22 protein-coding genes are annotated in these 24,605 nt (G+C 68.7%); 16 read left to right on the top strand and 6 right to left on the bottom strand.

Features of this window, described 5'->3' with window-relative positions; translation table 11 throughout:
- Positions 1 to 111 precede the first annotated feature (111 nt).
- From D8Y23_RS07850 to D8Y23_RS07840, 3 genes are all read left to right on the top strand, one after another.
- The gene (locus D8Y23_RS07850) at positions 112 to 1,413 is read left to right on the top strand and encodes a C-glycoside deglycosidase beta subunit domain-containing protein (RefSeq protein WP_128217603.1); all 1,302 of its coding nucleotides are present in this window, start codon (positions 112 to 114) and stop codon (positions 1,411 to 1,413) included.
- A gap of 11 nt (positions 1,414 to 1,424) precedes the next feature.
- On the top strand, positions 1,425 to 2,900 hold the full coding sequence (locus D8Y23_RS07845) for a C-glycoside deglycosidase beta subunit domain-containing protein (protein ID WP_128217602.1): 1,476 nt from the start codon (positions 1,425 to 1,427) through the stop codon (positions 2,898 to 2,900).
- Positions 2,901 to 3,015: 115 nt separating this feature from the next.
- The gene (locus D8Y23_RS07840; RefSeq protein ID WP_128217601.1) at positions 3,016 to 4,068 is read left to right on the top strand and encodes a Fic family protein; all 1,053 of its coding nucleotides are present in this window, start codon (positions 3,016 to 3,018) and stop codon (positions 4,066 to 4,068) included.
- A gap of 36 nt (positions 4,069 to 4,104) precedes the next feature.
- Here the strand turns inward: D8Y23_RS07840 and D8Y23_RS07835 are convergent, their stop codons facing one another.
- The 4 genes from D8Y23_RS07835 to D8Y23_RS07820 form a co-directional block, all read right to left on the bottom strand.
- The gene (locus tag D8Y23_RS07835) at positions 4,105 to 4,728 is read right to left on the bottom strand and encodes a TetR/AcrR family transcriptional regulator (RefSeq protein ID WP_164878167.1); all 624 of its coding nucleotides are present in this window, start codon (positions 4,726 to 4,728) and stop codon (positions 4,105 to 4,107) included.
- Between the two features lie 52 nt (positions 4,729 to 4,780).
- Complete coding sequence (locus tag D8Y23_RS07830; protein ID WP_128217599.1) at positions 4,781 to 6,217, bottom strand: GH39 family glycosyl hydrolase; 1,437 nt, start codon at positions 6,215 to 6,217, stop codon at positions 4,781 to 4,783.
- A 20-nt stretch (positions 6,218 to 6,237) separates the two neighbouring features.
- Positions 6,238 to 7,401, bottom strand: a complete 1,164-nt coding sequence (locus D8Y23_RS07825; RefSeq protein ID WP_164878166.1) for an FAD-dependent monooxygenase — start codon at positions 7,399 to 7,401, stop codon at positions 6,238 to 6,240.
- A gap of 175 nt (positions 7,402 to 7,576) precedes the next feature.
- Positions 7,577 to 8,515, bottom strand: a complete 939-nt coding sequence (locus D8Y23_RS07820; protein WP_128217634.1) for a LysR family transcriptional regulator — start codon at positions 8,513 to 8,515, stop codon at positions 7,577 to 7,579.
- A gap of 223 nt (positions 8,516 to 8,738) precedes the next feature.
- Between D8Y23_RS07820 and D8Y23_RS07815 the strand changes: the two genes are divergently transcribed.
- The 13 genes from D8Y23_RS07815 to D8Y23_RS07755 all read left to right on the top strand — a co-directional run bounded on the left by D8Y23_RS07815 (position 8,739) and on the right by D8Y23_RS07755 (position 21,259).
- Entirely contained in the window at positions 8,739 to 10,031 is a 1,293-nt protein-coding gene (locus tag D8Y23_RS07815; protein ID WP_128217597.1) for an extracellular solute-binding protein, read from the top strand.
- An 85-nt stretch (positions 10,032 to 10,116) separates the two neighbouring features.
- Positions 10,117 to 11,088 (top strand): carbohydrate ABC transporter permease, encoded by a 972-nt coding sequence (locus D8Y23_RS07810; RefSeq protein ID WP_128217596.1) that lies wholly within the window; start codon positions 10,117 to 10,119, stop codon positions 11,086 to 11,088.
- 1 nt (position 11,089) lies between these two features.
- Positions 11,090 to 11,926: a carbohydrate ABC transporter permease gene (locus tag D8Y23_RS07805; protein WP_128217595.1), complete on the top strand. Its 837-nt coding sequence runs from the start codon at positions 11,090 to 11,092 to the stop codon at positions 11,924 to 11,926.
- Between the two features lie 73 nt (positions 11,927 to 11,999).
- On the top strand, positions 12,000 to 12,794 hold the full coding sequence (locus D8Y23_RS07800) for a TIM barrel protein (RefSeq protein ID WP_128217594.1): 795 nt from the start codon (positions 12,000 to 12,002) through the stop codon (positions 12,792 to 12,794).
- Complete coding sequence (locus tag D8Y23_RS07795; RefSeq protein WP_128217593.1) at positions 12,791 to 14,305, top strand: GMC oxidoreductase; 1,515 nt, start codon at positions 12,791 to 12,793, stop codon at positions 14,303 to 14,305. Before D8Y23_RS07800 ends, D8Y23_RS07795 begins: the two co-directional genes overlap by 4 nt.
- 88 nt (positions 14,306 to 14,393) lie before the next feature.
- Positions 14,394 to 14,801: a C-glycoside deglycosidase beta subunit domain-containing protein gene (locus tag D8Y23_RS07790; protein ID WP_128217592.1), complete on the top strand. Its 408-nt coding sequence runs from the start codon at positions 14,394 to 14,396 to the stop codon at positions 14,799 to 14,801.
- Entirely contained in the window at positions 14,798 to 15,901 is a 1,104-nt protein-coding gene (locus D8Y23_RS07785) for a sugar phosphate isomerase/epimerase family protein (protein WP_128217591.1), read from the top strand. Before D8Y23_RS07790 ends, D8Y23_RS07785 begins: the two co-directional genes overlap by 4 nt.
- 21 nt (positions 15,902 to 15,922) lie before the next feature.
- A complete protein-coding gene (locus tag D8Y23_RS07780) occupies positions 15,923 to 16,957 on the top strand; it encodes a sugar phosphate isomerase/epimerase family protein (RefSeq protein WP_128217590.1) in 1,035 nt (344 codons plus the stop codon).
- Positions 16,958 to 16,981: 24 nt separating this feature from the next.
- Positions 16,982 to 17,764, top strand: coding sequence for a nuclear transport factor 2 family protein (locus tag D8Y23_RS07775; protein ID WP_128217589.1), 783 nt, complete (start codon positions 16,982 to 16,984; stop codon positions 17,762 to 17,764).
- Between the two features lie 8 nt (positions 17,765 to 17,772).
- A complete protein-coding gene (locus tag D8Y23_RS07770; RefSeq protein ID WP_128217588.1) occupies positions 17,773 to 18,189 on the top strand; it encodes a C-glycoside deglycosidase beta subunit domain-containing protein in 417 nt (138 codons plus the stop codon).
- Positions 18,186 to 19,376, top strand: a complete 1,191-nt coding sequence (locus D8Y23_RS07765; protein ID WP_128217587.1) for a Gfo/Idh/MocA family protein — start codon at positions 18,186 to 18,188, stop codon at positions 19,374 to 19,376. Before D8Y23_RS07770 ends, D8Y23_RS07765 begins: the two co-directional genes overlap by 4 nt.
- Before the next feature lie 11 nt (positions 19,377 to 19,387).
- On the top strand, positions 19,388 to 20,392 hold the full coding sequence (locus D8Y23_RS07760) for a sugar phosphate isomerase/epimerase family protein (RefSeq protein WP_128217586.1): 1,005 nt from the start codon (positions 19,388 to 19,390) through the stop codon (positions 20,390 to 20,392).
- A 3-nt stretch (positions 20,393 to 20,395) separates the two neighbouring features.
- Positions 20,396 to 21,259, top strand: coding sequence for a ThuA domain-containing protein (locus D8Y23_RS07755; RefSeq protein ID WP_240663829.1), 864 nt, complete (start codon positions 20,396 to 20,398; stop codon positions 21,257 to 21,259).
- Positions 21,260 to 21,314: 55 nt separating this feature from the next.
- Here D8Y23_RS07755 and D8Y23_RS07750 read toward each other — a convergent pair whose 3' ends face one another.
- Together D8Y23_RS07750 and D8Y23_RS07745 are read right to left on the bottom strand one after the other, a co-directional pair.
- A complete protein-coding gene (locus tag D8Y23_RS07750; RefSeq protein WP_128217585.1) occupies positions 21,315 to 22,673 on the bottom strand; it encodes an APC family permease in 1,359 nt (452 codons plus the stop codon).
- 55 nt (positions 22,674 to 22,728) lie between these two features.
- Complete coding sequence (locus D8Y23_RS07745; RefSeq protein ID WP_128217584.1) at positions 22,729 to 24,045, bottom strand: cytochrome P450; 1,317 nt, start codon at positions 24,043 to 24,045, stop codon at positions 22,729 to 22,731.
- Positions 24,046 to 24,605: the final 560 nt, after the last annotated feature.

Genomic DNA, 24,605 nt, shown 5'->3' with positions numbered 1-24,605 from the left:
TCCGGTGACGGCGCAGGGGCGAGCCCTGATGCGGGGGATCAGGAACGCTTATGTCTGAAAGCGGCATAAGCGGGTAGCGTCGGAGGCGAACCCCATAGAGAGTGAGCGACGATGCTTCTCGAAAGAGACCTCATCCAGTCCGTCGGATTCCGCAACGTCCGTGAGGGCGGCGAGATCACCGGCTTCCAGTTCCGCGTCCGGATGCCGTCGTACCGCGGCATGGCCGCGTCGCTCATCGACGGCATCGGCGTGAGCATCCCCGGGCTCGTCGACGTCGCGCCCGATGTGCCGCTGTGGACGCTGCAGGGGAAGCAGTACACGCTCGCCGAGCTGTGGGACGGTGACGGCGTGCGCTGGCCGCTCGAAGACGCGGCGATCATCACGGTGCCCCTCCCCGGCGGCCTGCCCGACGGTGTGCACGAGCTGTCGATCGAACTGCGGCTGCGGATGTCGTACATCCCCCAGGAGCACCAGCCGAGCACCTACCGCGTCACCAAGCACGTCACGCTCGCGCCCGAGGCATCCGGTGCTCCGTTCCAGTACGGCATCTCGCTGTACAGCTACATGACCGACTTCGGCACGGTCATGGACCTCGAGACCGCCATGGCATCGATCGCCGACATCGGCGCGACGGGGCTGGAGATCCTCGGCGAGGCGCACATCCCGAACTACCCGAACCCCTCGGACGAGTGGGTCGACCAGTGGTTCGCGCTGCTGAAGAAGTACGGCCTCGAGCCGACGAACTACGGGTCGTGGATCGACACGCGCCTGCACTCCAGCGGCCCGAACGCCCGCGACATGACCGCCGAAGAGGGCGCCGCCGTGCTGCAGCGCGACCTGAGGCTCGCCAAGCGCCTCGGGTTCCGGTTCGTGCGACCGAAGATCGGCGTCGTCTCCAGCGACCTTGTGCCGCACCCGATCTGGACCGAGGCGGTCGAGGCCTCCCTCCCGCTCGCGGAGGAACTCGACGTCATCATCTGTCCCGAGATCCACTCGCCGACCCCCATCAAGCACGAGGTGGTCGACGATTACATCGACCTCGTCCGCCGCACCGGCACGAAGCACTTCGGACTGCTGCTGGACACCGGGATCTTCCAGGACCGCCCCATTCCGCTGAAGCCCGGCGAGCTGCCGGGTCAGCGCCCGGCCTTCCTCGACGGCATCCACGTCGACCCGAACGACGTGTTCGACGTGATCGAGAACGTCGTCTTCATCCAGGCGAAGTTCCACGACATCGACGAAGAGCTCGACGACAAGCAGATCCCGTGGGAGCCGGTTCTCCGCGCCCTGAAGGATGCCGGATACACCGGGTACCTCTCGAGCGAGTACGAGGGCGAGCGCGAACCGTGGCGCTCGATCGAGCAGGTGCGCCGCCAGCACTCGCTGATCCGCCAGATCGCCGACCGGATCTGAAGGAGACCCCCATGCCCAACGGACTCCTCCACGACGACAGCCTGCGCGCGCATCCCGATGGACTCGCGCTGCGGCTGACGATCCCCTGGTACCGCAGCCTCTGGTTGTCGTCTGTGACCACGCTCGAGCTCTCCGTCGACGGGGAACGGGTGGATGCCGACGACCTCCGTGTCGACTTCGCTGACGCCTCGTACCGGCTCGACGAACTCCCCGAGCAGAGCGAACGCCTGTGGTTCCTGCAGGAGCACCCGCTGCTCGTCGCGCGCCGCGCGGCGCCGGTCGCCCTCGGGGAGACGCACGACGTCGTCCTGCACGGCGAGCTGCGGCTGCCCTACATGCAGATCGCGCCCGGCCAGGACGGCGGGCCGGGCATGTACGTGCCCAACGTGGTCCACGACGTGAAGACGCTGACCGTCGTCGACGCGGATGCCGTGCCCCCGGCGCTCGTGCACGAGGCGGCGCCTCCGCCCCCCGCCGTGACGGACGACCCGTTCCAGCTCGGTCTCACGCTCTACTCCGCGAGCGCGGAGTTCCGCGCCGGCTGGTACGACTTCGACGGTCTGCTCGACCGGGTGGCGGAACTCGGGATCGGCCCCGGCATCGAGATCGTGGCATCCCAGATGGTGCCCACCTATCCCGTCGTCGGCGACGACTTCGTGCGCACATGGCGCGCGGGGTTCGACCGGCACGGATTCGTCGAGAGCTCGTTCGGAGCCAACCTCGACATGGGTCGTCGTCGCGATCGCGACATGACGCCCGATGAGGAGTTCGAATTCTCGACTCTCATGTTCGAGGGGGCGAAGAAGCTCGGCTTCCCGCTCGTGCGCATCCAGTCGGCCAAGCCCGAGCTGCTGCGCCGGCTGCTGCCGATCGCGGAGGAGCTCGAGCTGAAGCTCGCGTACGAGATCCACGCGCCGATGGGGCCGAACGCCGAGCCGATCCTGCGCGTGCGAGAGACGTACGCCGAGCTCGACTCGCCGCTGCTGGGCTTCGTCGCCGACTTCTCGTCGACGATGCACTCGACGTCGCCGACGCTCCTGCGCGCCGTGCGGCGTGCCGGACTCGACGACGAGGCGGTCGCGAAGCTGCAGGAGATCTGGGCGACGGATGCCACGATGCAGGCGCGTCAGCAGGAGTTCCTCGGCTACCTGCGCGGCCGCGACTTCGATCCGGGCCGCCTCGGCTCGTTCGCGCACCTGGCCTTCAACATGCACGGCCGCGTCGACCCCCGCGAGTGGGCCGACATCATGCCGCAGATCCTGCACGTGCACGCGAAGTTCTACGACATCGACGACGAGGGCCAGGAGCCGGCGATCGACTACCCCGAGCTCGTGCGCGTGTTCGTCGAGGGCGGGTACCGCGGCTTCTGGTCGAGCGAGTGGGAGGGACACGCCTTCGCCGAACTCGGCGAGGTCGACCCGCTGCTCCTCGTGCGCCGCCAGCACGACCTCATCCGCGCGTCGATGCGGGCGGTGGCGGCGGGGTAACCTCGCCCGCTCCCGGACGCATGCGTGAGGCGCGCGACCGACGCATCTCTCAAGAAGCCCCTAAACCTACTAATATGAAGGCAGAAATAGTACTTTTAGTGGATTGAGGGGCGCGATGAGATCGTTCGTTGACCTCGACCACTTCATCGGATCCGTGCCCTTCGATGTTGTCGCCTCACTCCGCGCGGTCGATACCGGGCGGGGGAGTGAAGCGCTGTTTCGGGACAAGCTCCCCGCGCTCCTCACTTCACTCGCTGAGCGGGCACGCGTCGCCAGCATCGAGGCATCCTCCGCGATAGAAGGTGTGGTGGTCGCGGACAAAGTGAGAGCTGCTGCCATCCTCGGCGGCGAGGTCACCGGCTTGCGCGACCGCAGCGAGCAAGAACTCGCAGGCTACCGAGAGGCGCTGGATTATCTGTACCAGGAGTCGTGGCGTCCGCTGAACGTCGGCCTCCTCCTGCACTTGCACCGCCTGCTCTTCCGGTATACGGACATACCAGGCGGTGCGTTCAAGACCACCGCGAACCTCGTCGTCGACCGCAACGCGGACGGCAGCACAACCACACGTTTCACTCCCGTGGCGCCGACCGAGACACTGTCCCACCTCGACGAGCTCATCGCCCGCTACAACGGGGCGATGGACGCTGATCGGCATCACCCGATCCTGCTCACCGGTCTGTTCGTTCTCGACCTGCTCACCATCCATCCGTTCGACGACGGCAACGGGCGCATCACGAGAGCCATCACGAATGCCCTGCTCCAACACGCGGACTACGACGTCACGCGATATGTCTCACTCGAGGACCGAATCGCCCAGACGGCCGATGCCTATTACGCCGGTCTGTTGGCCTCGACCCATGGTTGGCACACGGGTGAGCACGACCCGTGGCCATGGCTGCGTTACTTCGTCACCGTCTTGCACGACTCCTACGACCGATTCGCTGCCATCACTGCCGCGAACCGGTCGACCGGTAGCAAGCAGAATCGCGTCCGCGACTACGTCACGAATCATGCCCCCGCGACGTTCCGTATCGCGGACATCCGTGCGGCCTTGCCGGGCGTCAGCGACCAGACGATCCGTCTCGTTTTGGACCAGCTCCGCGTCGCCGGGAGTGTGCAATCGGACGGCGCGGGCCGCTCCGCCACCTGGACTCGTATCGGCGAGTGACAGGGCGACAAGCCCGATGAAGGACTGCTCGCCAAATCAGTCCGACGACACCGTGAGGTACACCGTTCGCGAGAGGCGCTCGAGCAGGTCCGGCCAGGCGTAGGCGTCGTGCGGGCTCGCGGTCGCCGTGACGCCGAGGCCGAGGTAGCGCACGCACAGGCTGTAGAAGATCTCGAACGCCCAGTCGGCCCGCTCCCGCGTGAGGTCGACGCCGTGTTCCTCCGCGGCCGCGAGCAGCGCCCGGAGGAAGACCGCCTGCCCGGCGTCGCCGGAGCGCCGACCGCGGTCGAGGATCTCGGCATCCTCCACTCCCAAGAGGAAGAACGGGGAGAGAAGGTCGCGGTTCTCCCGCAGGATCTCGGCGTACACCGTGACGATCTCGGCCGTCGCGCGCGCGAAGCTCGCGGCTCCGACTCCGGCGGCGCCCACGCGCTCCTCGGTCTCGACGTCGAGGCGATCGAACTCCTGACCCTGGATCACCCTCAGCAGCTCGACCTTGCTGGAGACCCGGCCGTAGATCGAGCCGATCGAGACCTCGGCCCTCGCGCTGACCTCGGCGAGCGAGAACTGGCCCGTGCCACGCTCGTGCAGGAGCTCGAGGACGGCGGCGCGCACCTTTGCGAACGAGTCGCGGCTGCGCTGCTGCTTGGGCTCCGACATCCCGTTCACGGTCGGTCGTCCCCCCATCGCTCTCATCCCGTCGCTCCCGCCGTCAGGCCGTGAGCTCCACGAGGAAGACCGACTGGGCCGACAGGGCGATGTCTAGCTGGAGGGTACCCGCCGCCGACACCGGCACCGGGCGCGGCCCCTCGACCGCGCCGGTCAGCGAGGTGATCGTGGCGTGGGCGGTGGCATCCGTCCACGGAAGGTTGCGCACCTCGACGCGAACCGACTCCACTCCCGCGGATGCCAGCTCGCTCCGCTGCGGCGGCAGGGTCAGTCCCAGCTCGATCCGCTGCTCGCCGATGGGGATGCGGAAGGTGAAGCGATCCTCCTCGCGCGGGGCGAGGGCACTGTCGGGCGCGACGTAGTTCGCCACCAGGATGCGCACGGTGTCGCCGTCGCGGCCGGCGGCGCAGGCGAGGCCCGATTCGTCGCCGCCCGAGACGGCGAGGCGCCGCCCGGTGAGTGCGCGCCCGGCCAGAACCAGCGCGTGGGAACGCTCATCCGGGTTGCCGTCCACGTCGCCCACGCCGCCCGGATCGACGAACCCGTAATGCGGGTCGCGTCCGCTGTCGGCGCGGAAGAAGAACGCGTGGTCGATCACCGTATCCTGCAGGTAGATCGCGGTCGCGGCCTGGAACGCCCCCTTCTCGGCAGCCGGAGCGGAACTGCTCGGGACCGCGAGGTAGTTCCAGTAGCTGAGCGTCAGGTCGGTGTCGGTGAACCCGTGCCGGTCGAGAACCTCGCGCAGCTCGCGGGACACGAAGCGGTAGTCGAGGGGGTCGCGGCTGCCGTCGGTGAACCAGAGGAACGAGAAGAAGTCGAGCGGCAGGTCGTTCTCGCGCACGAAGGCGAGGAAGCCCTCCCGGTACGGCGAGTCCGTCTCGAGGGGGAAGGCCGTGGCGGGTCCGCCGACGGTCAGGCCGGCATCCACCCGGGAAACCGCCTCGCAGAACGCGCGGTACATCCCGTAGAACTCCTCGGGCTGCCCGGCGAAGTGGAGGGGGCCGAAGTCGGGCTGGTCACCGAACTCGTAGATCCGGATGGGCTTCGAGGGTCCGCCCGCCCACCCCTGCGAGTAGTGCCGGACGATGCCCTCGACGACCCGGCTGTACAGCTCGACGTCCTCCGCCGGAAGTTTGTTCTTCGGGATGGAACTGGCCACCGTGAACATGACGTCTGCGCCGATCGCGTGCACCGCGTCGACCCACTGGTCGGTCGCGGTGAAGTTATAGCTCGCGGGGTCGTCGGGGTCGGCGCTCCAGTCGGGGAACAGGCTCGTCGGGTTGTCGCGGGTGTCCAGGCGCGAGACCCAGTCGAACGAGCGCACGACCGTCACCCCGGCCTCTCGCCACAGCGGCGTCATGTCGGGGAACTCGGGGTTTCCGTCGACCGGGCCGGGGACACCCCCGACGCCGTTCAGCGGTCGGAAGGCGCTCTCGCGGGCGGCATCCACGACAAGGGTGCGGGTGGGCGTGTGCGACACGTGCGTCTCCTCGGAGGGTCTCAGTAGGGCATCCGCAGGAGGCGGTTCGCGTACTCGTTGGCGATGGGCTCGTCGTGACGGAGGTGGTCGATGCGCGCGCGGTAGGTCTCCTCGGTGACGGAGTCGAACTCCTCGAGCATCGACTCGACCGACCGCTCGTGCACCGCGCGCACCCGCGGAAGGCGGCGCTTCATGAAGTTCAGCTGCGCGTCGAGGAGGGACTGGTCCTTCGCGAGTTCCTGCGCGAGCACGACGCCGTCCTCGATGCTCATCGCGGCCCCCGACCCGAGGTACGGCGTCATCGTGTGTGCCGCGTCGCCGAGGATCATCACGCGGCCGCGGAACCACGGATACGGCACCCATACGGTCGAATAGGGCGTGTAGGCCACGTTCTCGGCGTGGCGGACGTCGTCGAGCGCGTCGGCCAGGAACGTCGATCCGCGGGTGAGGTCGGCCGCGCGATCGTGCATGATCTCGGCCATCCTGCTCGCGTCGTATCGCGGGCGCCCCTCTTCCGCCACCGTGAGCACCATGTACATGAGGTCTTCCGACAGCGGCGTGAGCATGATCTTGCCGCCGTAGCCCTGGCAGATGATGGGCTGCATGATCTTGCGGCGGTTGGGAAGGCCCGCCCGCCACGCCACCCCGCCCACCGGGCGCGGAGCGTACTTCTCGCCGAAGTAGTCGCGGCGGATCTGCGAATGGAGGCCGTCGAAGCCGAGTACGAGGTCGTAATCGACCTGGTCACCCGTGCTGAACGAGACCGTGGCCGTGTCGGCAGCCTGCGCGATGTCCGCGACGGTCGTGCTCATCCGGAAGGTGCAGCCGTTGTCGAGGGCGTGCTTCGCAGCCAGCTCGAGGAAGGCGATCCGCGACATCGTCACGCAGCCGGGGAGGCCCTCGTCCTGCGTGCCGTAGCTCATGGTGCTCAGGAGGTTGCCGTCGGCGTCGTAGTTGTCGATCCCGGGCGCCGGATGGCCGATCGCGAGCACGTCCTCCAGGAGACCGATGTCGCGCACCGCACGCAGGCCGTTGATCCGCAGGCCGAAACCGACGCCGGCGACGCTGATCTCGGGCTTGTCGTCGATGACGTCGACCTTCGCGCCGATCCGAGCCAGGGCCGAGGCCGTACTCAGGCCTCCGATTCCGGCGCCGACGATCAGGACGCGCAACGGTTCCGCCATGGTGTGCTCCTCACTGAGCGGGCATCGGGTGATGAACGAACCCACGATGTACAGAATCAGGACGTTGGTTCTGATTTTCGAAAGTAGCGTCCGGGCCTCGATGATGACCACCGATGGGCACCGCGGCATCCCGATGTGCTCCATCACGATCGCTGATGCCGGGCGAGAGCTGTTCTCAGTGCGGTGCGTGCCCCGCGGCGATCCGGCGACCAGCCTCGGCGAACAGCCCGCGCATCCACTCGTGCTCGGGATCGCGGTTGTGCGAGGGATGCCACCACAAGGCGCTCACGATGGGCGTGGCCGCGAAGGGGAGCGGGACCACGCGGATGCCGCCGATGCGGAGCAGATGCGGAGCGAGCGCCGACTGCACGAGCCCGACGCGGCGCGTGCCGCTGACGAAGTGCCCCACCGAGAGGAAGCTCTCCAGCACCACCTCGATGTGCGGCTCGACGCCCAGTTGCTGGATCTGGCGGGCCGCCGAGGTGAAGGCCGAGCGCGACTGGAACGTGAGCACCCACGGCATGTCGGCGAGGTTCTGCATCGTGAGCGACTCGCCCACCTCGGCGTTGTCGTCGGCCACGACCGCCAGCCAGTCGTCCTGCCAGAGATCCAGGTACGGCAGTTCGGAGACCGGGCCGTGAGGGATGACCATGCCGTCGGCGGAGCGCAGGCGGTTCGCGGCGTCCTCGACGATGCCGGGGTTGTGGAGCATGTAGCGAAAGCGCACCCCGGGCGCCTCTTCGGCGGCGAGCTGCGAGACGACGGTGCCCACGGTCACGAAGCCGTAGTCGGAGCCGTAGATCGAGAATTCGCGGGTCGATTCGGCAGGCGACCACGACGCCTGGCTCTCGAAGACGCGACGGGCCGCTTCGAGGGCCGTGCTCGTGTGGTCGGTCAGGCGCACGGCGAACGGCGTGAGCTCGTAGGTGTTGCCGCGACGGGCGAGGATCTGGTCGTTGAAGTGCGTGCGCAGGCGGGCGAGCGAGGCGCTGAGGGCCGGTTGGCTGAGGTGCAACCGGTCGGCCGCGCGCGTGACGCTCCGCTCGGTCAGCAGCGCGTCCAGCGCGATGAGCAGGTTGAGGTCGAGGCGCGACAGCGTCGCGTGATCGGTCACCACGATGTGATCCTTCGCTCGGATGGGCGTCAGCCAGTGTATCGATCAGGTCTATGTGCCGCACCTGTGGCATCGCGGACATGGATGCCGCCCGCCCGGCAGGTCTTATGTGCTCCATCCGCAAGACTTATGTGCTTTTTCGGCGCATCGCCCTGATACTGAGGAACACAGCACAGGCGCTCCACCGAAGGGGCCGCCGACAACGTCGTCAGAAAGGCTGGCCATGACCCATTCCCGCCGTCGCGTCATGCGACTCGCAGGTCTTCTCGCTCTTCCCGCCACCGCCGCTCTCGTTCTCGCCGGATGCTCCGGCTCCGGGTCCGGCGATGCTGGCTCGGGCGACGGGAAGTCCTTCACGTTCACCTTCGCCACCTCCAACAACCTCGAGAGCCCGTACGAGTCGCTCGCCAAGGAATACATGGAGCAGCACGAGGGCGTGACGATCACCACGAACCCCACCCCGAACGACAAGTACGGCGAGACGATCCGCACCCAGCTGCAGGCGGGCAACGCCTCCGACGTCATCCAGACCACTCCCGGCTCGGGCGACGCGCGCAGCATCCTTCCGCTGGCCGAGGCGGGCTTCCTCGAGCCCCTCGGCGACTCCGCCAAAAGCCTCATCATCCCGGGCAGCGAGTCGGTCTACACGATCGACGACCAGGTCTACGGGCAGCCGCTCGACTTCACGATCGGCGCGATCGTCGCGAGCCTGGGCACGGCCAAGATGAAGGGTCTCGACGACTTCCCGACCACGATGAGCGAGTTCACCGCCGCCTGCTCGTCGCTCCAGAGCCAGGGCGCCTCGCTCCTCGCGCTCGCCGGTGCCGCCGGGCCGAACGTGGGCCTCACGATCCAGGGCATCTCCGCCACCCGCGTCTACGCCGACACCCCCGACTGGAACCAGCAGCGCACGGACGGCGAGGTCACCTTCGCCGACAGTCAGGGCTGGAAGGACACCCTGCAGACCTTCGTCGACCTGAAGGACGCCGGCTGCTTCCAGCCCGGTGCCGAGGGTGGCGGCTTCGACGCCATCACGAACGGCCTCGCGCAGGGCACCTCGGTCGGCAGCTTCATCCCCTCCGGTGCCGCGATCGAGATCTCGAAGGCGGCACCCGCCGAGGCCGAGTTCGCGGTCGAGCCCTTCCCCGCGGAGAGCGGCGAGCCGATGGTGCTCGGCAGCTCGAACTACACCCTCTCCATCAACGCCAAGGCGCAGAACAAGGAGGCCGCCGCGGACTTCCTCACCTGGATGGCCGAGCCCGCACAGCAGCAGCGCTACTACGAGCTCTCGGGTGAGCTGCCGGTTTCGGCGTTCGACACGCTCGACCTCACCGGCACGATCTACGAGCCCGTCGCCGACCTGCTGAAGAACAAGCAGTACACGCCCCTCCCGAACAACATCTGGCCCAACCCCTCGGTCTACGAGGCGCTGCAGGTCGGCGGTCAGGGACTCCTCACGGGTCAGTCGACCATCGACCAGGTGCTCCAGAGCATGGACGCCGCCTGGGGCAACTGACCTCCTCCGCCGCCCGGGACTCGCGAGGGACCCGGGCGGCGGAGCCGCACACTTCCCCACGGAGACCCCACGGAGACGAGACGTCATGAGCACAACCCTTCGACCGAGCGAAGCGGCTCGGACCGAGACCGAGCGCGTGGTGCTGCCGCGCCGCCGCGGGCGGCGTCGGGCCCCGGCTCCGCGGCGTCCCGGACTGCTCAAGTTCGGGCACTGGTGGTGGGCCCTCCCCGGCATCGTCTTCGTCATCGGCATCCACTACGTCGCCACGAGCGTCGGCGGCTTCTTCGCCTTCACCAACTGGACGGGCATCGGCGCCTTCGAGCTGATCGGTCTCGACAACTTCGTCCGCATCTTCCAGGATCCCACCAAGCTCGGCGCCCTGTGGAACACCCTGTTCCTGGCGTTCGGCTCGGTCATCCTGAGCAACGTCCTCGGGCTCGGCTTCGCGCTCGGGCTGAACCGCGGACTCAAGTCTCGCTACATCCTGCGCACGCTCTTCTTCATGCCGGTGGTGCTGAGTCCGCTGGCGACCTCGTACATCTGGAAGTTCATCTTCGACTACAACGGTCCGCTCAATCTCGTGCTCCGCGGAGCGGGGCTGGGCGACCTCGCTCGGGCCTGGGTCGCCGACCCGACCTGGGCCATCTGGACGGTTCTGGTCGTGCTCGTGTGGCAGAACATCGGTTTCGCGATGGTCATCTACATGGCCGGGCTCGCCGCCGTCCCGGTCGAGATCGAGGAAGCCGCCGCGATCGACGGCGCGAGCCTGTGGCAGCGCTTCTGGCACGTGACGCTCCCGTCGATCCGCCCGGCGGTCGCGATCGCCACGACCCTCGGCCTCGTCAACGGCCTGCGGGTCTTCGACCAGATCATGGCCCTCACCGGCGGCGGACCCGCCGCGGCGACCGAGACGCTGGCGACGCAGGTCTACAAGCAGTCGTTCGCCCTCGGCAACTTCGGCTACGGCGCGGCGCTGGCCCTGCTGCTCACGCTCATCATCCTGGCCTTCGCCGTCGTGCAGCAGCGCGTCAGCAACGGTCGCCCCGAGGAGTCCTGACATGTTCCGCTACACCAAGCTCACGGCGCTGCGCGAGTTCGGCTTCTGGCTCCTCGCGCTGGTGTTCCTGCTGCCGTTCTACTTCCTCATCACCACGGCGCTGAAGTCCGACCGCGAGGTAATCACGTCGTCGACGCTCGCACCCCCGGCGGCTCCGGACTTCGGCAACTTCATCAAGGTGCTCACCGCCACCGGCAACTCCAACGTGGTGATGGGCCTGGTCAACAGCGTCGTGATCACCGCGGGCAGCATCGTCCTGATGGTGCTGCTCGGCTCGCTCACCGGTTACGTCATCGCCCGCAGCACCCGGCGCTGGAGCCGCGCGGTGTACTACCTGTTCCTCGTCGCGATCGTGCTGCCGACGCAGCTGGGGACCGTGCCGCTCTACATCGGGGCGCGCTCCATCGGCCTGACCGGGTCGGCGTGGGGCATGATCATCCTCTACACCGGGATGCTGCTCCCGCTGGCGATCTTCCTCTACGCCGGGTTCTTCCGGGGCCTGGGCACCGAGTACGAGGAGGCCGCGACGATTGACGGGGCCAACCGCACGCAGATCTTCTTCCGCGTCGTTCTGCCGCTGATGTCGCCGGCGACGGGAACCGTCGCGATCCTCGCCGGTCTCATCGTGTGGAACGACTTCTTCACGTCGCTGATCTTCCTCGGCGGCTCGGCCAACCAGACCCTGCCGGTCGCCATGTACTACTACATCGGCTCGCTCGTGTCGGCGTGGAACCAGATCTTCGCGATCGTCATCGTCTCGATGATCCCGATTCTCGCCTTCTACCTCTTCGCACAGAAGCGCTTCATCCAGGGCTTCGCCGGCGGCCTCAAGGGCTAGGGCGGCACTCCGAATGGATGCCAGGACACTCGGCATCCCTCGGTCGTCGCGCCCGCACAACGAAAGGACCCTCATGTACCAGCTCGCTCCGAACATCGAACTGCTCTTCACCGAGGCCGGTGAGTACCACGACCGCGTGCGCGCGGCTGCCGCCGTCGGCTTCGACGCCGTCGAGATGTGGGGTCCCACGGGGGTGGACGCGCCGTCGACGCCGAAGGACCTCCCGGCGCTCAAGGCTGCGCTCGAGGAGACCGGCACGCAGCTCACCGCGCAGCTCGCCGAGCCGCGCACGCAGTTCATGATCCCGCCCTGGGACCACTCGGAGTTCTTCCGGAAGCTCGACGAGGGTGTCGCGATCGCGCAGGACCTCGGCTGCCCCCGCATCGTCGTGGGAAGCGGAACGGGCTTCGGAGGCTGGAAGCGGCAGGTGCAGCTCGACAAGCTGATCGAGATCTACCGGAAGGCGATCGCGCAGATCGACGGCTCCGGCGTCACGCTGGTGCTCGAGCCCGTGAATGTCCGCGTCGACCACCCCGGTTCGCTGCTCGACCGCACGTCGGAGGCGGTCTACGTCGCGCGCGGCGTGGACTCTCCGCAGTTCGGCGTGCTCTACGACATCTACCACTCGGCCGTCGAGAGCGAGGACATGGAGGCCGAGCTCGCCAACGCCGGCGACCTGATCCGGTACGTGCAGCTCGCCGACGCCCCCGGGCGCGGGGAGCCGGGCACGGGCGACCTCGACTGGGCCGAGCGCTTCCGGCTGCTCCGCGCCAGCGGCTACGACGGGCCGATCGGCCTGGAGTACTACCCGACCACCGGGTCCGAGGCATCCGTCGCCCACATCGTCGAACTGGGGCGGACGGCGTGAGCGGGCGGCGGTACCCGGAGGCGGTCGACGTCGCGATCGTGGGCAGCGGGCCGACGGGCGCCGCTTACGCCCGCGTGCTATCGGAGCAAGCGCCGGGCCTGTCGATCGCGATGTTCGAGGTGGGCCCGATCGTGTCGGACCCGCCCGGGGCTCACGTGAAGAACATCGGCGACCCGGCCGAGCGGGCGCGTGCGCAGGTGGCGTCGGAGGGGCCGGGAGAGCGTGGCGAGAAGGTCGCCAGCCCCGGGGCAGCGAAAGCCGGCGTGCGCGGCGCGCGCCCCGGCACTTTTCTGCTCGAGGAGGGCTACGTCTTCGACGGCGAGGACGGCCTTCCCGTCGTGGCGATGTCGAGCAACGTCGGAGGCATGGCCGCTCACTGGACCGGTGCATGCCCGTGGCCGAATGAGAGCGAGCGCATCGCCTTCCTCCCCGACATGGACGAGCTCCTCGCCGAGGGCGAGCGCCTGCTCGGCGTCACGCGGAACGCCTTCGACGCCGCCCCGTTCGGGGAGATCGTGCGCGAACGGCTCTCGGCCGCTGTCGACGACGGCCGCACGGAGGCGACGAAGGTGCAGCGGATGCCGCTCGCGGTGCACCGCCGCGACGACGGCCGCCTGGTGTGGTCCGGGTCGGACGTGGTCCTCGGCGACGTCACGCGCGAGAACCCGGACTTCGCGCTGTTCGACCAGTCGCTCGCGACGTCCGTGGTGCTGGCCGACGGGCGCGCGGCGGGGGTCGTCGTTCGCGACCTGGGCTCGGGCGAGCAGCACGAGATCGCGGCACGCGTGGTCGTCGTGGCCGCCGACGCGCTGCGCACCCCGCAGCTGTTGTGGGCCTCGGGCGTGCGTCCCGCCGCCCTCGGGCGGTACCTCAACGACCAGGCGCAGGTGGTCTTCGCGTCGCGACTGCGCGACGTCGCGCCGCTCGGGGATGACGCCCCGACGACCGGGCTCGCCGAGTACAGCGGTGTCAGCTGGGTGCCGTTCACCGACGACATGCCCTTTCACGGTCAGATCATGCAGCTCGACGCCTCACCCATCGCTCTGGCCGACGACGACCCGGTGGTCCCGGGTTCGATCGTGGGGCTCGGACTGTTCTGCGCGAAAGATCTCCGGGCCGATGACCGGGTCGAGTTCGACGACGCGCACATCGACGGATACGGGATGCCGGCTCCCCGCATCCACTACACCCTCACCGCCCGCGATCGCGAGGTGATCGAGCGGGCGCGGGCGGAGATCACGCGTCTGGCCGAGGCGGTCGGCGATCCGGTCGGCGACCGGCCCTTCACCCTCCCGCTGGGCTCGTCGCTGCATTACCAGGGCTCGACGCGCATGGGGACCGTCGACGACGGCACGAGCGTGTGCGACACCGACAGCCAGGTCTGGGGCGTCCCGGGTCTGTTCGTCGCCGGTAACGGCGTGATCCCCACGGCGACGGCGTGCAACCCCACGCTGACGTCCGTGGCGCTGGCCGTCCGCGGTGCCCGGGCGGTCGTGGCATCCTTGGCCTGATCCTTGCTTATGCAGGAATCAGACATTAGAATGTAGAAATCAAGACAAAGAGGTCTGCGGCTCCGGCCGCACCGACGAGGAGGTCCCGGTGATCCCGGATCGCATCATCGAGCAGGGCACGCTACGTGCCCGCGACGGACGTGTGGCGGTCGAGGTGCGCCTGCCCTGGTACCGGGCGCTACCGGCATCCTGCATCTCCGCGGCGAAGCTGACCATCGACGGCGCCGAGGCCCCGGCCGAGACGCTGCGGTGGCAGATGAACGGCGAGGAGTTCACCTTCGCCGAGATGACGACGAACACGCAGGAGTGGTGGTTCCCCACCGACTCGGCCGTTCTTTCGGGCGACCTGGCGGTGGATGCCGGTGAGCACGAGGTGCGCGTCGATCTCGAGCTCTACATCCCGTACATCATCATCGCCGACGACCAGGTGCTGCACATCGAGGAGCACGACAGCAAAACGATGTCCGTCCGCACTTCTGAGGAGGCTCTCGCATGACCGCGCAGAAGGGCACGCCCATCCAGGGCGTCACGCTGTACAGCTTCACCCGCGCCTTCCACGCTCGCGAGTACGACCTCGACCAGCTGATCCGCAAGACCGCGGCCGAGGGCTTCGGGCCGGGCCTCGAGATCATCGGGTTCTCGAGCTTCCGCGGCTTCCCCGAGATCGACGACCACTTCGCCGGACGCTTCTCCGACCTGATCGACGAGGTCGGGCTCGTGCGCACCTCGCTCGCGGTCAACGCCGATATCGGCCTGCGCCCCGACCAGCTCATGGACCAGGACGAGCTCATCGCCTACATGCGGCGGCAGATCGCGGCGGCGGCGAAGCTCGGTTTCCCCATCGCTCGCGTGCAGATCTCGCTGACGCCCGACTCGATGGAGCAGCTCGCCCCCATCGCCGAGGAGTACGGCGTCACCCTCGCGCTCGAGGTGCACGCCGACCAGTACGCCTCGCACCCGCGCATCCTCGCCCTCCGCGACCGCTACGAGCAGGTCGGTTCGCCCTTCCTCGGCTTCACGATGGACTGGGGGGCCACCGTCACGGGCTTCGCGCCCTCGCTCCTCGAGGCGTACCGCCGCCGCGGTGCGTCCGAGGACCTGCTCGCGGCCGTCGTCTCGCTGTGGGACGAGTACTACGAGCAGGGTCCTCCCGCCGACCAGGCCGATCACGGCCAGCGCTTCGGCCGATTCATCGGCCTCGCATACCAACACGGCCGGCCCGACCTCGGCATCGACTTCGGCATCAACGGCACCGGACTCTTCGGCCCGGCCCGGGTGAATGACTGGCTCGAGATCATGCCCTGGGTGAAGCACGTGCACGGCAAGTTCTTCGGCATCGACGAGAACGGCCAGGAGCCGTCGGTGCCCGTCGCCGACCTCATCACGCTGCTCGTCGAGAACGGCTACAGCGGGGCCGTCTCGAGCGAGTACGAGGGCTGGCACTGGAATCACTGGCAGAGCCCGTTCGAGATCATCCGCGCCGAGCAGGCGATCCAGCGCACGGCGGCCGAGGCCGCGGGTTCCCGGATGATCACGGATGCCGCCGAGGCCCGGCGCGCCATCGACGCCCATCTGTCGCACGCCGTGCGCGCCTGACCACCCCGAAAGGACACCGCCATGAGTGACGGAATCGCCGGGACCGGCATCAAGCTCGGGACCACCCTCTACTCGATGACGAGCGAATTCGCCGCGGGGCTCTACACCCCGGAGACGCTCATCCGGGAGGTCCATGACCAGGGCATCGGCCCGGGCGTCGAGTTCAACTTCGCGCAGCTGCTGCGGTCGTATCCCGACGTCGACGCCGACTTCGTGAAGCTGTGGTTCGACTCGCTCGAGAAGTACGGTCTCGAGGCCAGTGCGGTCGGCACCAACCTCGACATGGGGCGCCGCAAGGACCGCGACATGACGCCCGACGAGGAGCACGAGTTCTTCGCGCGCCAGTTGAAGTCGGCACACACGCTCGGCTTCACGAGGATCGTCATCCGGTCGGCCGGCAAAGAACTGCTGCGCCGACTGCTGCCGCTCGCCGAGAAGTACGACCAGAAGCTCGGCTACGAGATTCACGCGCCCTCGGGGCCGAATGACCCGAAGGTGCTCGAGATCCGCGAGGTGTACGAGGAGCTCGGCAGCGACCGCCTCGGCTTCACCGCCGACTTCTCGTCGACCATGCACTCCCTCTCCCCGACGCTGCTGCGCACGCTCGGTCAGATGGGCATGGACGAGAAGCACTTCCCCGTGATGGACGAGATCTGGCACGAGCCGACGCCCATGCACGTGCGCAACCAGAAGTTCGAGGACTACCTGTCGGGCGAGGGCGTCGACCCTCTGCGCTTCGGCCCCTTCACGCGCCTCGCGTTCAACATGCACGGGCTGGTGCCGCCGGAGGAGTGGCTCGACATCATGCCGCAGATCTTCCACGTCCACGCGAAGTTCTACGACATCGGCCCCGACGGCCAGGAACCCGCCATGGACATCCCGCGCATCGTGAAGCAGTTCGTCGAGGGCGGATACCAGGGCTACCTCTCCAGCGAGTGGGAAGGCCACGCCTTCAGCGACCTCGGCGAGAGCGACCCGATCGACCTCGTCAGAAAGCAGCACGCGCTCATGCGCACCGCCATCGAAGAGACCGTCGCCGCGCGCCAGCCGGCCTGACACCACATCCACGAAGGAGTATCCGTGTCGAACACCACTACCGAGGCATCCCTCTCGGACCTCGTCGCCGAGGTCTCGCGTCTGCGCGAGCAGGTCGAGGCCGCACAGGCCCTGGCGCAGCGCGCCGAGGACCGCGGACAGGTCGAGAACCTGTTCAACCGCTACATGTACCTGCACAACGCGTTCGAGGACGAGCAGATCATCCCGATGTGGGTGAGGGAGGGCACCGAGGGCATCCGCGCCCGCTACACCAACGCGGGTCAGTACACGACGTGGCAGAGCGTTACCGACTACCACCGCGGCCGCCCCCACCCCGAGGGCAAGCTCATCCTCCACGCCACGAACACTCCCGTGATCGAGGTCGCCGCCGACGGCACGACCGCCAAGGGCGTCTGGATGATGGCCGGCACCGAGTCGGGCCTGACCGACCCGAAGGTCGCCGAGGCGTTCCCCGACATGTACTCGCCCGACGAAGTGCTCGGCAAGAAGGTCTGGGCCCACTGGGTGTGGTGCAAGTACGCCATCGACTTCCTCAAGCAGGACGGCGAGTGGAAGTTCTGGAAGTTCCGCTGCTACGAGCTGGCCCGCGCCCCCTTCGAGGAGAACTGGGTGAGCTTCGGCCTCAAGAACCAGGGCGCGTTCGACCTCGACCTCATGTACTTCGGCGACGACGGCAAGCCGGTGTTCATGCCCCCGGCCGACGAGCCCGTGCCGTCGAAGAACCACCCGTACAGCCCCGAGACGACGCAGAAGCTCGAGCCCGTGCCGCCGGTCGCGCACGAGCACTTCGTCGACACGTTCGCCTAGGAGTCACCGTGGCCACCCACAACTCGCTCTTCGCCGAGAAGGACGTCCGTCGCACCGACGACGGCCTTGCCGTCTCGGTGCAGCTGCCCTGGTACCGGAGCCTCTGGCTCTCGGCCGTCGACGGCGTCGCCGCCACGGTGAACGGTGTCGCGGTTCCGACCGATGACCTCCGTTTCGTCCTCGGGGGTCGCGAGTACCGCGTCGAGGAGCTGCCCGAGCAGTCCGAAACGCTCTGGTTCGTCGCCGACCGTCCCGATGTGCTGATCCACCTCGACACCCCGCCCGCGACGGGTGGCAAGGTCACCGTCGAGGTCGTGCTGACGATGCGTCTTCTCTATATGCAGATCATGCCGGGCGTCGACGGCGGCCCCGGTCGCTACGTCACCAACCGGGTGCCGGTCGAGCGCGAGCTGGTGCTGGCATGACCTCCGCCCGGCCCCTGCGCGTGGCGATGATCGGTTACGGCTTCATGGGGGCGGCGCACTCGGTCGGCTGGCGGCAGGCGCCGCGGGTGTTCGATCTGGCGCGTCCGGTGGAGATGGCGGTCGTGGTGGGTCGGAACGTGGATGCCGTGGCATCCGCTGCCGCGAAGTGGGGCTGGGCCGAATCGGCCACCGACTGGCGCGAGGTGATCGCGCGGGACGACATCGACGTCGTCGACATCGTGACGCCCGGCGACTCGCACGCGGAGATCGCGATTGCAGCGTTGGAGGCGGGCAAGCACGTGCTGTGCGAGAAGCCGTTGGCGAACACCGTGGCCGAGGCCGAGGCGATGGCCGAGGCGGCGGAGCGGGCGCGGGCGCGTGGCATCCGGTCGATGGTGGGGTTCACGTACCGGCGCGTGCCGGCGGTGACGCTGCTGCGGGACATGATCGCCGAGGGTGCCGTGGGAACCGTGCAGCAGGTGCGCGCGGCGTACCGGCAGGACTGGCTCGTCGACCCCGGGATGCCGCTCGCGTGGCGGTTGCAGAAAGAGCACGCGGGCTCGGGTGCGCTCGGTGACATCGGAGCGCACATCATCGACATGACCCAGTTCGTGACGGGCCTCGACGTGGAGCGTGTGACGGGGACGCTGGAGACGATCGTGAAGCAGCGTCCGCTGCAGGCCGCAGGTTCGGGGCTCTCCGGTTCGGCCGGGGAGGGCATGGGCGAGGTCACCGTCGACGACGCCGCGATCTTCACCGGGCGGCTGTCGAACGGTGCGCTGGCGTCGTTCGAGGCGACGAGGTTCGCCACAGGCCGCAAGAACGCCCTCACCGTCGAGGTGTCCGGCGACCGGGGCGCGCTGGCGTTCGACCTGGAAGACCTCAACAGTCTGCGGTTCTACGACCGCACCGCACCCGAGGGGCGCCAGGGCTTCACGCAGATCCTCGTGACCGAACCGGTGCATCCGTATGTCGCGGCGTGGTGGCCGGCGGGTCACATGCTCGGCTACGAGCACGGCTTCACCCACCAGGTCGTGGACCTGGTCGCCGCGATCGACGCCGGTGTCGATCCGCATCCCTCGTTCGCGGAGGGCCTCTTCGTGCAGCGGGTGCTTGACGCGGTCGAGCGCAGCAGTGTCAACGATTCGGCGTGGACGGCCGTGGCCTCCCCCGTTCCGGTTTCTTGAAAGGTTTCGTCATGGCTCGTCCGATCACCCTGTTCACCGGCCAGTGGGCCGATCTGCCGTTCGAAGAGGTCGCGCGTCTCGCGGGGGAGTGGGGGTACGACGGCCTCGAGATCGCCTGCTGGGGCGACCACATCGACGTCTCCCGCTGGGACGACGCCGACTACGTCCAGTCGCGCCGGGACATCCTCGAACGCCACGGCCTGAAGGTCTGGGCCATCGCGAACCACCTCGTCGGTCAGGCCGTGTGCGACGACCCGATCGACGAGCGGCACCACGACATCGTCCCGTCGCGGGTGTGGGGCGACGGGGATGCCGAGGGCGTGCGGCAGCGCGCCGCGGAAGACCTGAAGAACACGGCGCGCTTCGCCGCGAAACTCGGGGTTTCGACGGTGACCGGGTTCTCGGGGTCGTCGATCTGGAAGTACGTGGCGATGTTCCCGCCGGCGTCGGAGGCGATGATCGAGGCCGGCTATCGGGACTTCGCCGACCGGTGGCATCCGATCCTCGACGTGTTCGAGGAGGTCGGGGTGCGCTTCGCGCTCGAGGTGCACCCGTCGGAGATCGCGTACGACTACTGGACCGCGAAGAAAACGCTGGAGGCCATCGGGCACCGCAAGAGCTTCGGGTTCAACTTCGACCCGTCGCACTTCGTGTGGCAGCAGCTGGACTCGGTCGCGTTCGTGCTGGACTTCGCCGAGCACATTTTCCACGTGCACTGCAAGGAGTCGGTGACCAACCTCGACGGCCGCAACGGGGTGCTCGGATCGCACCTGTCGTGGGACAACCCGCGCCGCGGCTGGACGTTCGTCTCGACCGGGCACGGCGCCGTGCCGTGGGAGCCGCTGTTCCGCGCCCTGAACGCGATCGGCTACGACGGCCCGACGAGCGTCGAGTGGGAGGACGCCGGCATGGACCGCCTCGTCGGCGGCCCCGAAGCCCTCGCCTTCGTCCGCAAGCTCGCCGAGATCACGCCGCCGCACCAGCTCTTCGACGCCGCGTTCTCGCGGAAGGACTGAGCCGTGCTGAACGTCTTGATCCTCTCGGGGCACATGACCACCGAGCACGACAACGCCCACCGCAGCTTCCGGCTGCACAATCAGTGGATCACGACGCTCCTGGAGGACACCGGCCGTTTCAAGGTCCGCGTCGTCGAGGACCCGCGCGGGCTGCCGGCGAGCGTCATCGACAAGTACGACGTGCTGATCGTCGTGTTCGAGGGCCGTGACGGCTACCACGACATCGCGACCGGGTTCGGGGCGGAGACGGATGCCGCGATCCTCCGCTTCGTGCACGACGAGGGCAAGGGCATCGTCTGGTTCCACGGCTCGGCCGCGCAGGAGGACCGCTGGGGGTACCCCGAGGAGTACAACGTCATGCGCGGTGCCAAGCTCAGCGCGTGGGAGACCGGGCTGCGCCCGCGTCCGTGGGGCGAGGCGGTGCTGCGGACGACCGAGCCCCGGCATCCGATCACCGAGGGTATCAACGCCACGTGGACCGTCACCGGTGACGACATCCTCGTCGGCGTGCAGATGTACGAGGGCGCGCAGGTGCTGCTGACGACCTTCGACGACCTCGCGGCGTACGAGAAGGCGCCCGTGTGGCCGATGTCGCATTACCCGGTCGACATCCCGCCCGAGGGCATCGCTGCCCTGCCCGGTATCAACACCGAGCAGCCGCTCGCGTGGATCAACGAGTACGGCGCGGGGCGGTCGTTCACGATCACGATCGGGCACGACATCGACACGTTCCGGCGGATCGAGTTCATCCGGATGTTCCCGCGCGGCGTCGAGTGGGCCGCGACCGGCGAGGTGACCCTCACCGGCCCCGACCGCCGCGGCGACCGCCGCATCAACCCCTGGCCGTACTACAACGGCGAGGGGTGAGGCGGAGGTAGCCCGGCCGACCCACACGCATGAACGCGATGCGCGTGAGCACCGTTTATGCGTGAGGGGACTCCGCATCCCGGGCGTCGACGGCATCCGTGCGCGCGCCGCGGCTGCGCCCCCACCGGGCCAGGAAGTACAGGCCCACACCCACGGCGAGCAGTACCGCGCCGAAGAGCCACACGGTGGCGCTCTGCTGCGTCAGCAGCAGGATGCACGACGCGATGCCGAGGACCGGCACGAAGGTCCAGACGCGGAAGTGATCGTGCTCGACCTTGTCGCGACGCAGCACGAGGACCGAGACGTTCGCGCTGAGGAACACGAACAGCAGCAGGAGCACGACGGTCTCGGCGAGAAGCGTCAGGTCGCCGATGAGGGTCAGCACCATGGCCACGAGTGTGGTGGCGAGGATCGCGACCCAGGGGGTGCGGCGTTTCGGGAGCACGCGTGACAGCGCGCGGGGCAGCAGCCCCTGCTCCGACATGCCGTAGGCCAGGCGGCTGGCCATGATCATGGTGAGCAGCGCGCCGTTCGCGACGGCGATGAGGGCGATGAGGCTGAACACCCAGGACGGGATGCCGACACCGCTGGCCTCGACCACAGCGAGCAGCGGCCCGCTCGAACTCGCGAGCTCCTCGCTCGGAAGGGCGATGCTGCTGGCGAGGGCGACGAGGACGTACACCACACCGGCGGTCAGCAGTGCGGCGAACAGTGCGCGCGGGTACGTGCGCGAGGGGTTCTTGACCTCCTCGACCATGTTCGCCGAGGTCTCGAAGCCGACGAAGGAGTAGTACGCGATGATCGCGCCGGCCAGTACCGCAGTCGCGGCGCCCGTTCCCTCCGGCAGCTGCGTGACGCGCGAGACGTCTCCGCCGCCGCCGGACAGGAGCACGCCGACGACCACCACGACGATGACCAGCCCGCTGACCTCGATCGCGGTCATCACGAAGTTCGCGCTCATCGACTCCCGGATGCCACGGGCGTTGAGCGCGGCCACGACGGCGAGGAAGACGATGGCCGCGGGGATGGCGGGCACGCTGATGAAGGTCTGCAGGTACTCGCCGGCGAACGCGATCGACAGTCCCGCGGCGCTGGTGACGCCCGCGGCGAGCATGCAGAAGCCGACGAGGAACGACACCAGGCGGTTCTTGAACGCGCGTTCCGCGAACACCGCTGCGCCACCGGCGCGGGGGTACTTCGTGACCAGTTCTGCGTACGACCCCGCGGTGAGCAGGGCCAGGAGCAGCGCCGCGACGAGCGGTGCCCACAACATTCCCCCGACCCGCTCGGACAGGACGCCCATCAAGGCGTAGACGCCGGCGCCCAGGACGTCGCCCAGGATGAAGGCGAAGAGCAGCGGGCCGCTTATCCCGCGCCGGAGGGTGGAAGGTTCCGCTGAGGTCTCGGTGGTCACCGCAGGACCCTAGGCGTCCCGTCGGTGATGCTCGAAGCGGGTTGACAGCGCGCGTTCACGCCCGGGAACCGCGGTGGAAGGGGCAGGCGGACGGCGCGTCGGCGCGGCGCACCCGCCCGCCGGAGCGCGGCTTCGTCGGCATCCGTCGCCGGTTCACGTCGAGGCCGCGGCCGCTGATGCGGATCCGGGGGTCGCTGAGGGCGGAGATGGATGCCGCGAGCCCCGCGATCGCGAGCTTCTCGCCGGGGCAGCGGTGTCCGGTCGCCAGGTCGGCGCCGCCGTGAGGGACGAAGGCGGTGAGGGCTTCGTAGTCCTCGACCCCGCGGAAGCGTTCGGGTTCGAAGGCGTCCGCTCGCGGCCACTCCCGCGCGTCGGTGTCGGTGCCCAGGATGTCGAGCAGCACGCGGCCGCCCGCCGGGACGCGCTGGCCGTGGAGCTCGACGTCGGTCGTCGCCCAGGCCGGCAGCATCGGGACGAACGGGGCCGTCCGGCGGATCTCCTGCGCGAACGCCGTCGACAGTTCCCCGCCGACGAGCAGGCCGCGCTCGGCGGTCTCGGCGGCGATGCGCTCGCGCCACTCGGGGCGGTCGTGCAACTCCTTCGCCGCGAACGCCACGAACCGCGCGACGGCGATCATCGGACGGAAGCTGTTCTGCAGCTCGACCCCGGCCAGGCGTGCACTGAGCGGGGCGCCGTCGCGGTCGCGGTGGTGCGCCCACGCGTGCAGGGCGGTGCCTTCGTGGGGGTGCAGCCGCCCCTCGCGGACGGCCTCGATGAGCTTCGCGGCGTGCCGGTCGGACCAGCGGCGGTTCACGAGAGCGAGAAGGTACTCCGGCGAGTACGGCACCCCGAACCCATCGACGATCTGCGCCTGCCGCCTCGCCCAGCGCGTCTTCGCCGCCGGGGTCCCCGGGATGCCGGCCCACCGCATGATCGCGCGGCCGAGGGCGCCGACCGCGGCGTCGTACGCGGTCTGCTGCCCGCCCGCGGCCCACGCCTGCAGCTCGTCGCGCCATTCGCGCTCGAGCTCGGGGAGAGGTCGGTCGACCTCGGCGTCGTCGTACAGCACGTCGACGAATGTCGCCTTGCGGTGGCGGTGCGCGTCGCCGTCGAGACTGTGCACCGAACCGTGCCCGAACAGCGACTCCTGGATGAACACCGGCATCGCGCCGTGGCGGCGGGTCTTCGACTCGTCGTAGAAGAGCCGTACGCCCTCCTCGCCGCGGACGAGCAGCGCCGGCCGCCCGAGCAGCCGGAACGGCACGGCGCGCGCACCCTTCTCTGCCCGCCGCCAGAGGTGCTCCCCGAACCCGTAGCCGCGAGTCAGGAGCGAGAGCGAGTCATCACGAATCAGGGCGAGAGGGGATGCCATGCCCTCACGGTTCCACGACTCGCGTGGCTCCCCGAGGGGGCGGCGCGAGCGAGAGCGCTGTGCTAGCGGCATTCCGCACGGCGCAGCGTTCCTGACAACCGTGCGGGATCCGGAGGGTGCGGGATCCGAAGGGGTGCGGGATCAGAAGGGTGCGGGATCGTGTTCGAGTGATGGCGGGACACGGCGTGGCGGCGACCCGTCTCTCGCCTCGGTGAAGCGGACTCCGGGATAGTAGGGCTGGGGTGAATCGGTGTAGACCCGGCCGGTGGGTGAGGTGAACTCCAGCACCCCTCCGTCGAGTTGCCGAACCCGCCATCTCGTGAACTGCTTGTGCGTATGGTGTCGCTGGCAGAAGCAGCACAGGTTGCAGACGTCGGTGGGCCCGCCTCGCGCCCAGTCGTGGTTGTGGTCGATCTCGCAGCGGATCGCGGGAACGGTGCAGCCGGGCCACCGACAGTGCCGGTCTCGCGCGCGGAGGTATCGGTCGATCGCGGCCGTCCGCTGATACGTATCGGTGTGCAAGACGGCGCCGGTGACGGGGTGGGTGATGACCCGGTCCC

The organism is Microbacterium enclense (assembly GCF_004022425.1).
Classification (GTDB): domain Bacteria; phylum Actinomycetota; class Actinomycetes; order Actinomycetales; family Microbacteriaceae; genus Microbacterium; species Microbacterium enclense_A.
Note: the sequence above shows the minus strand (reverse complement) of the source record. Positions and strands in the feature narration are given on the sequence as shown.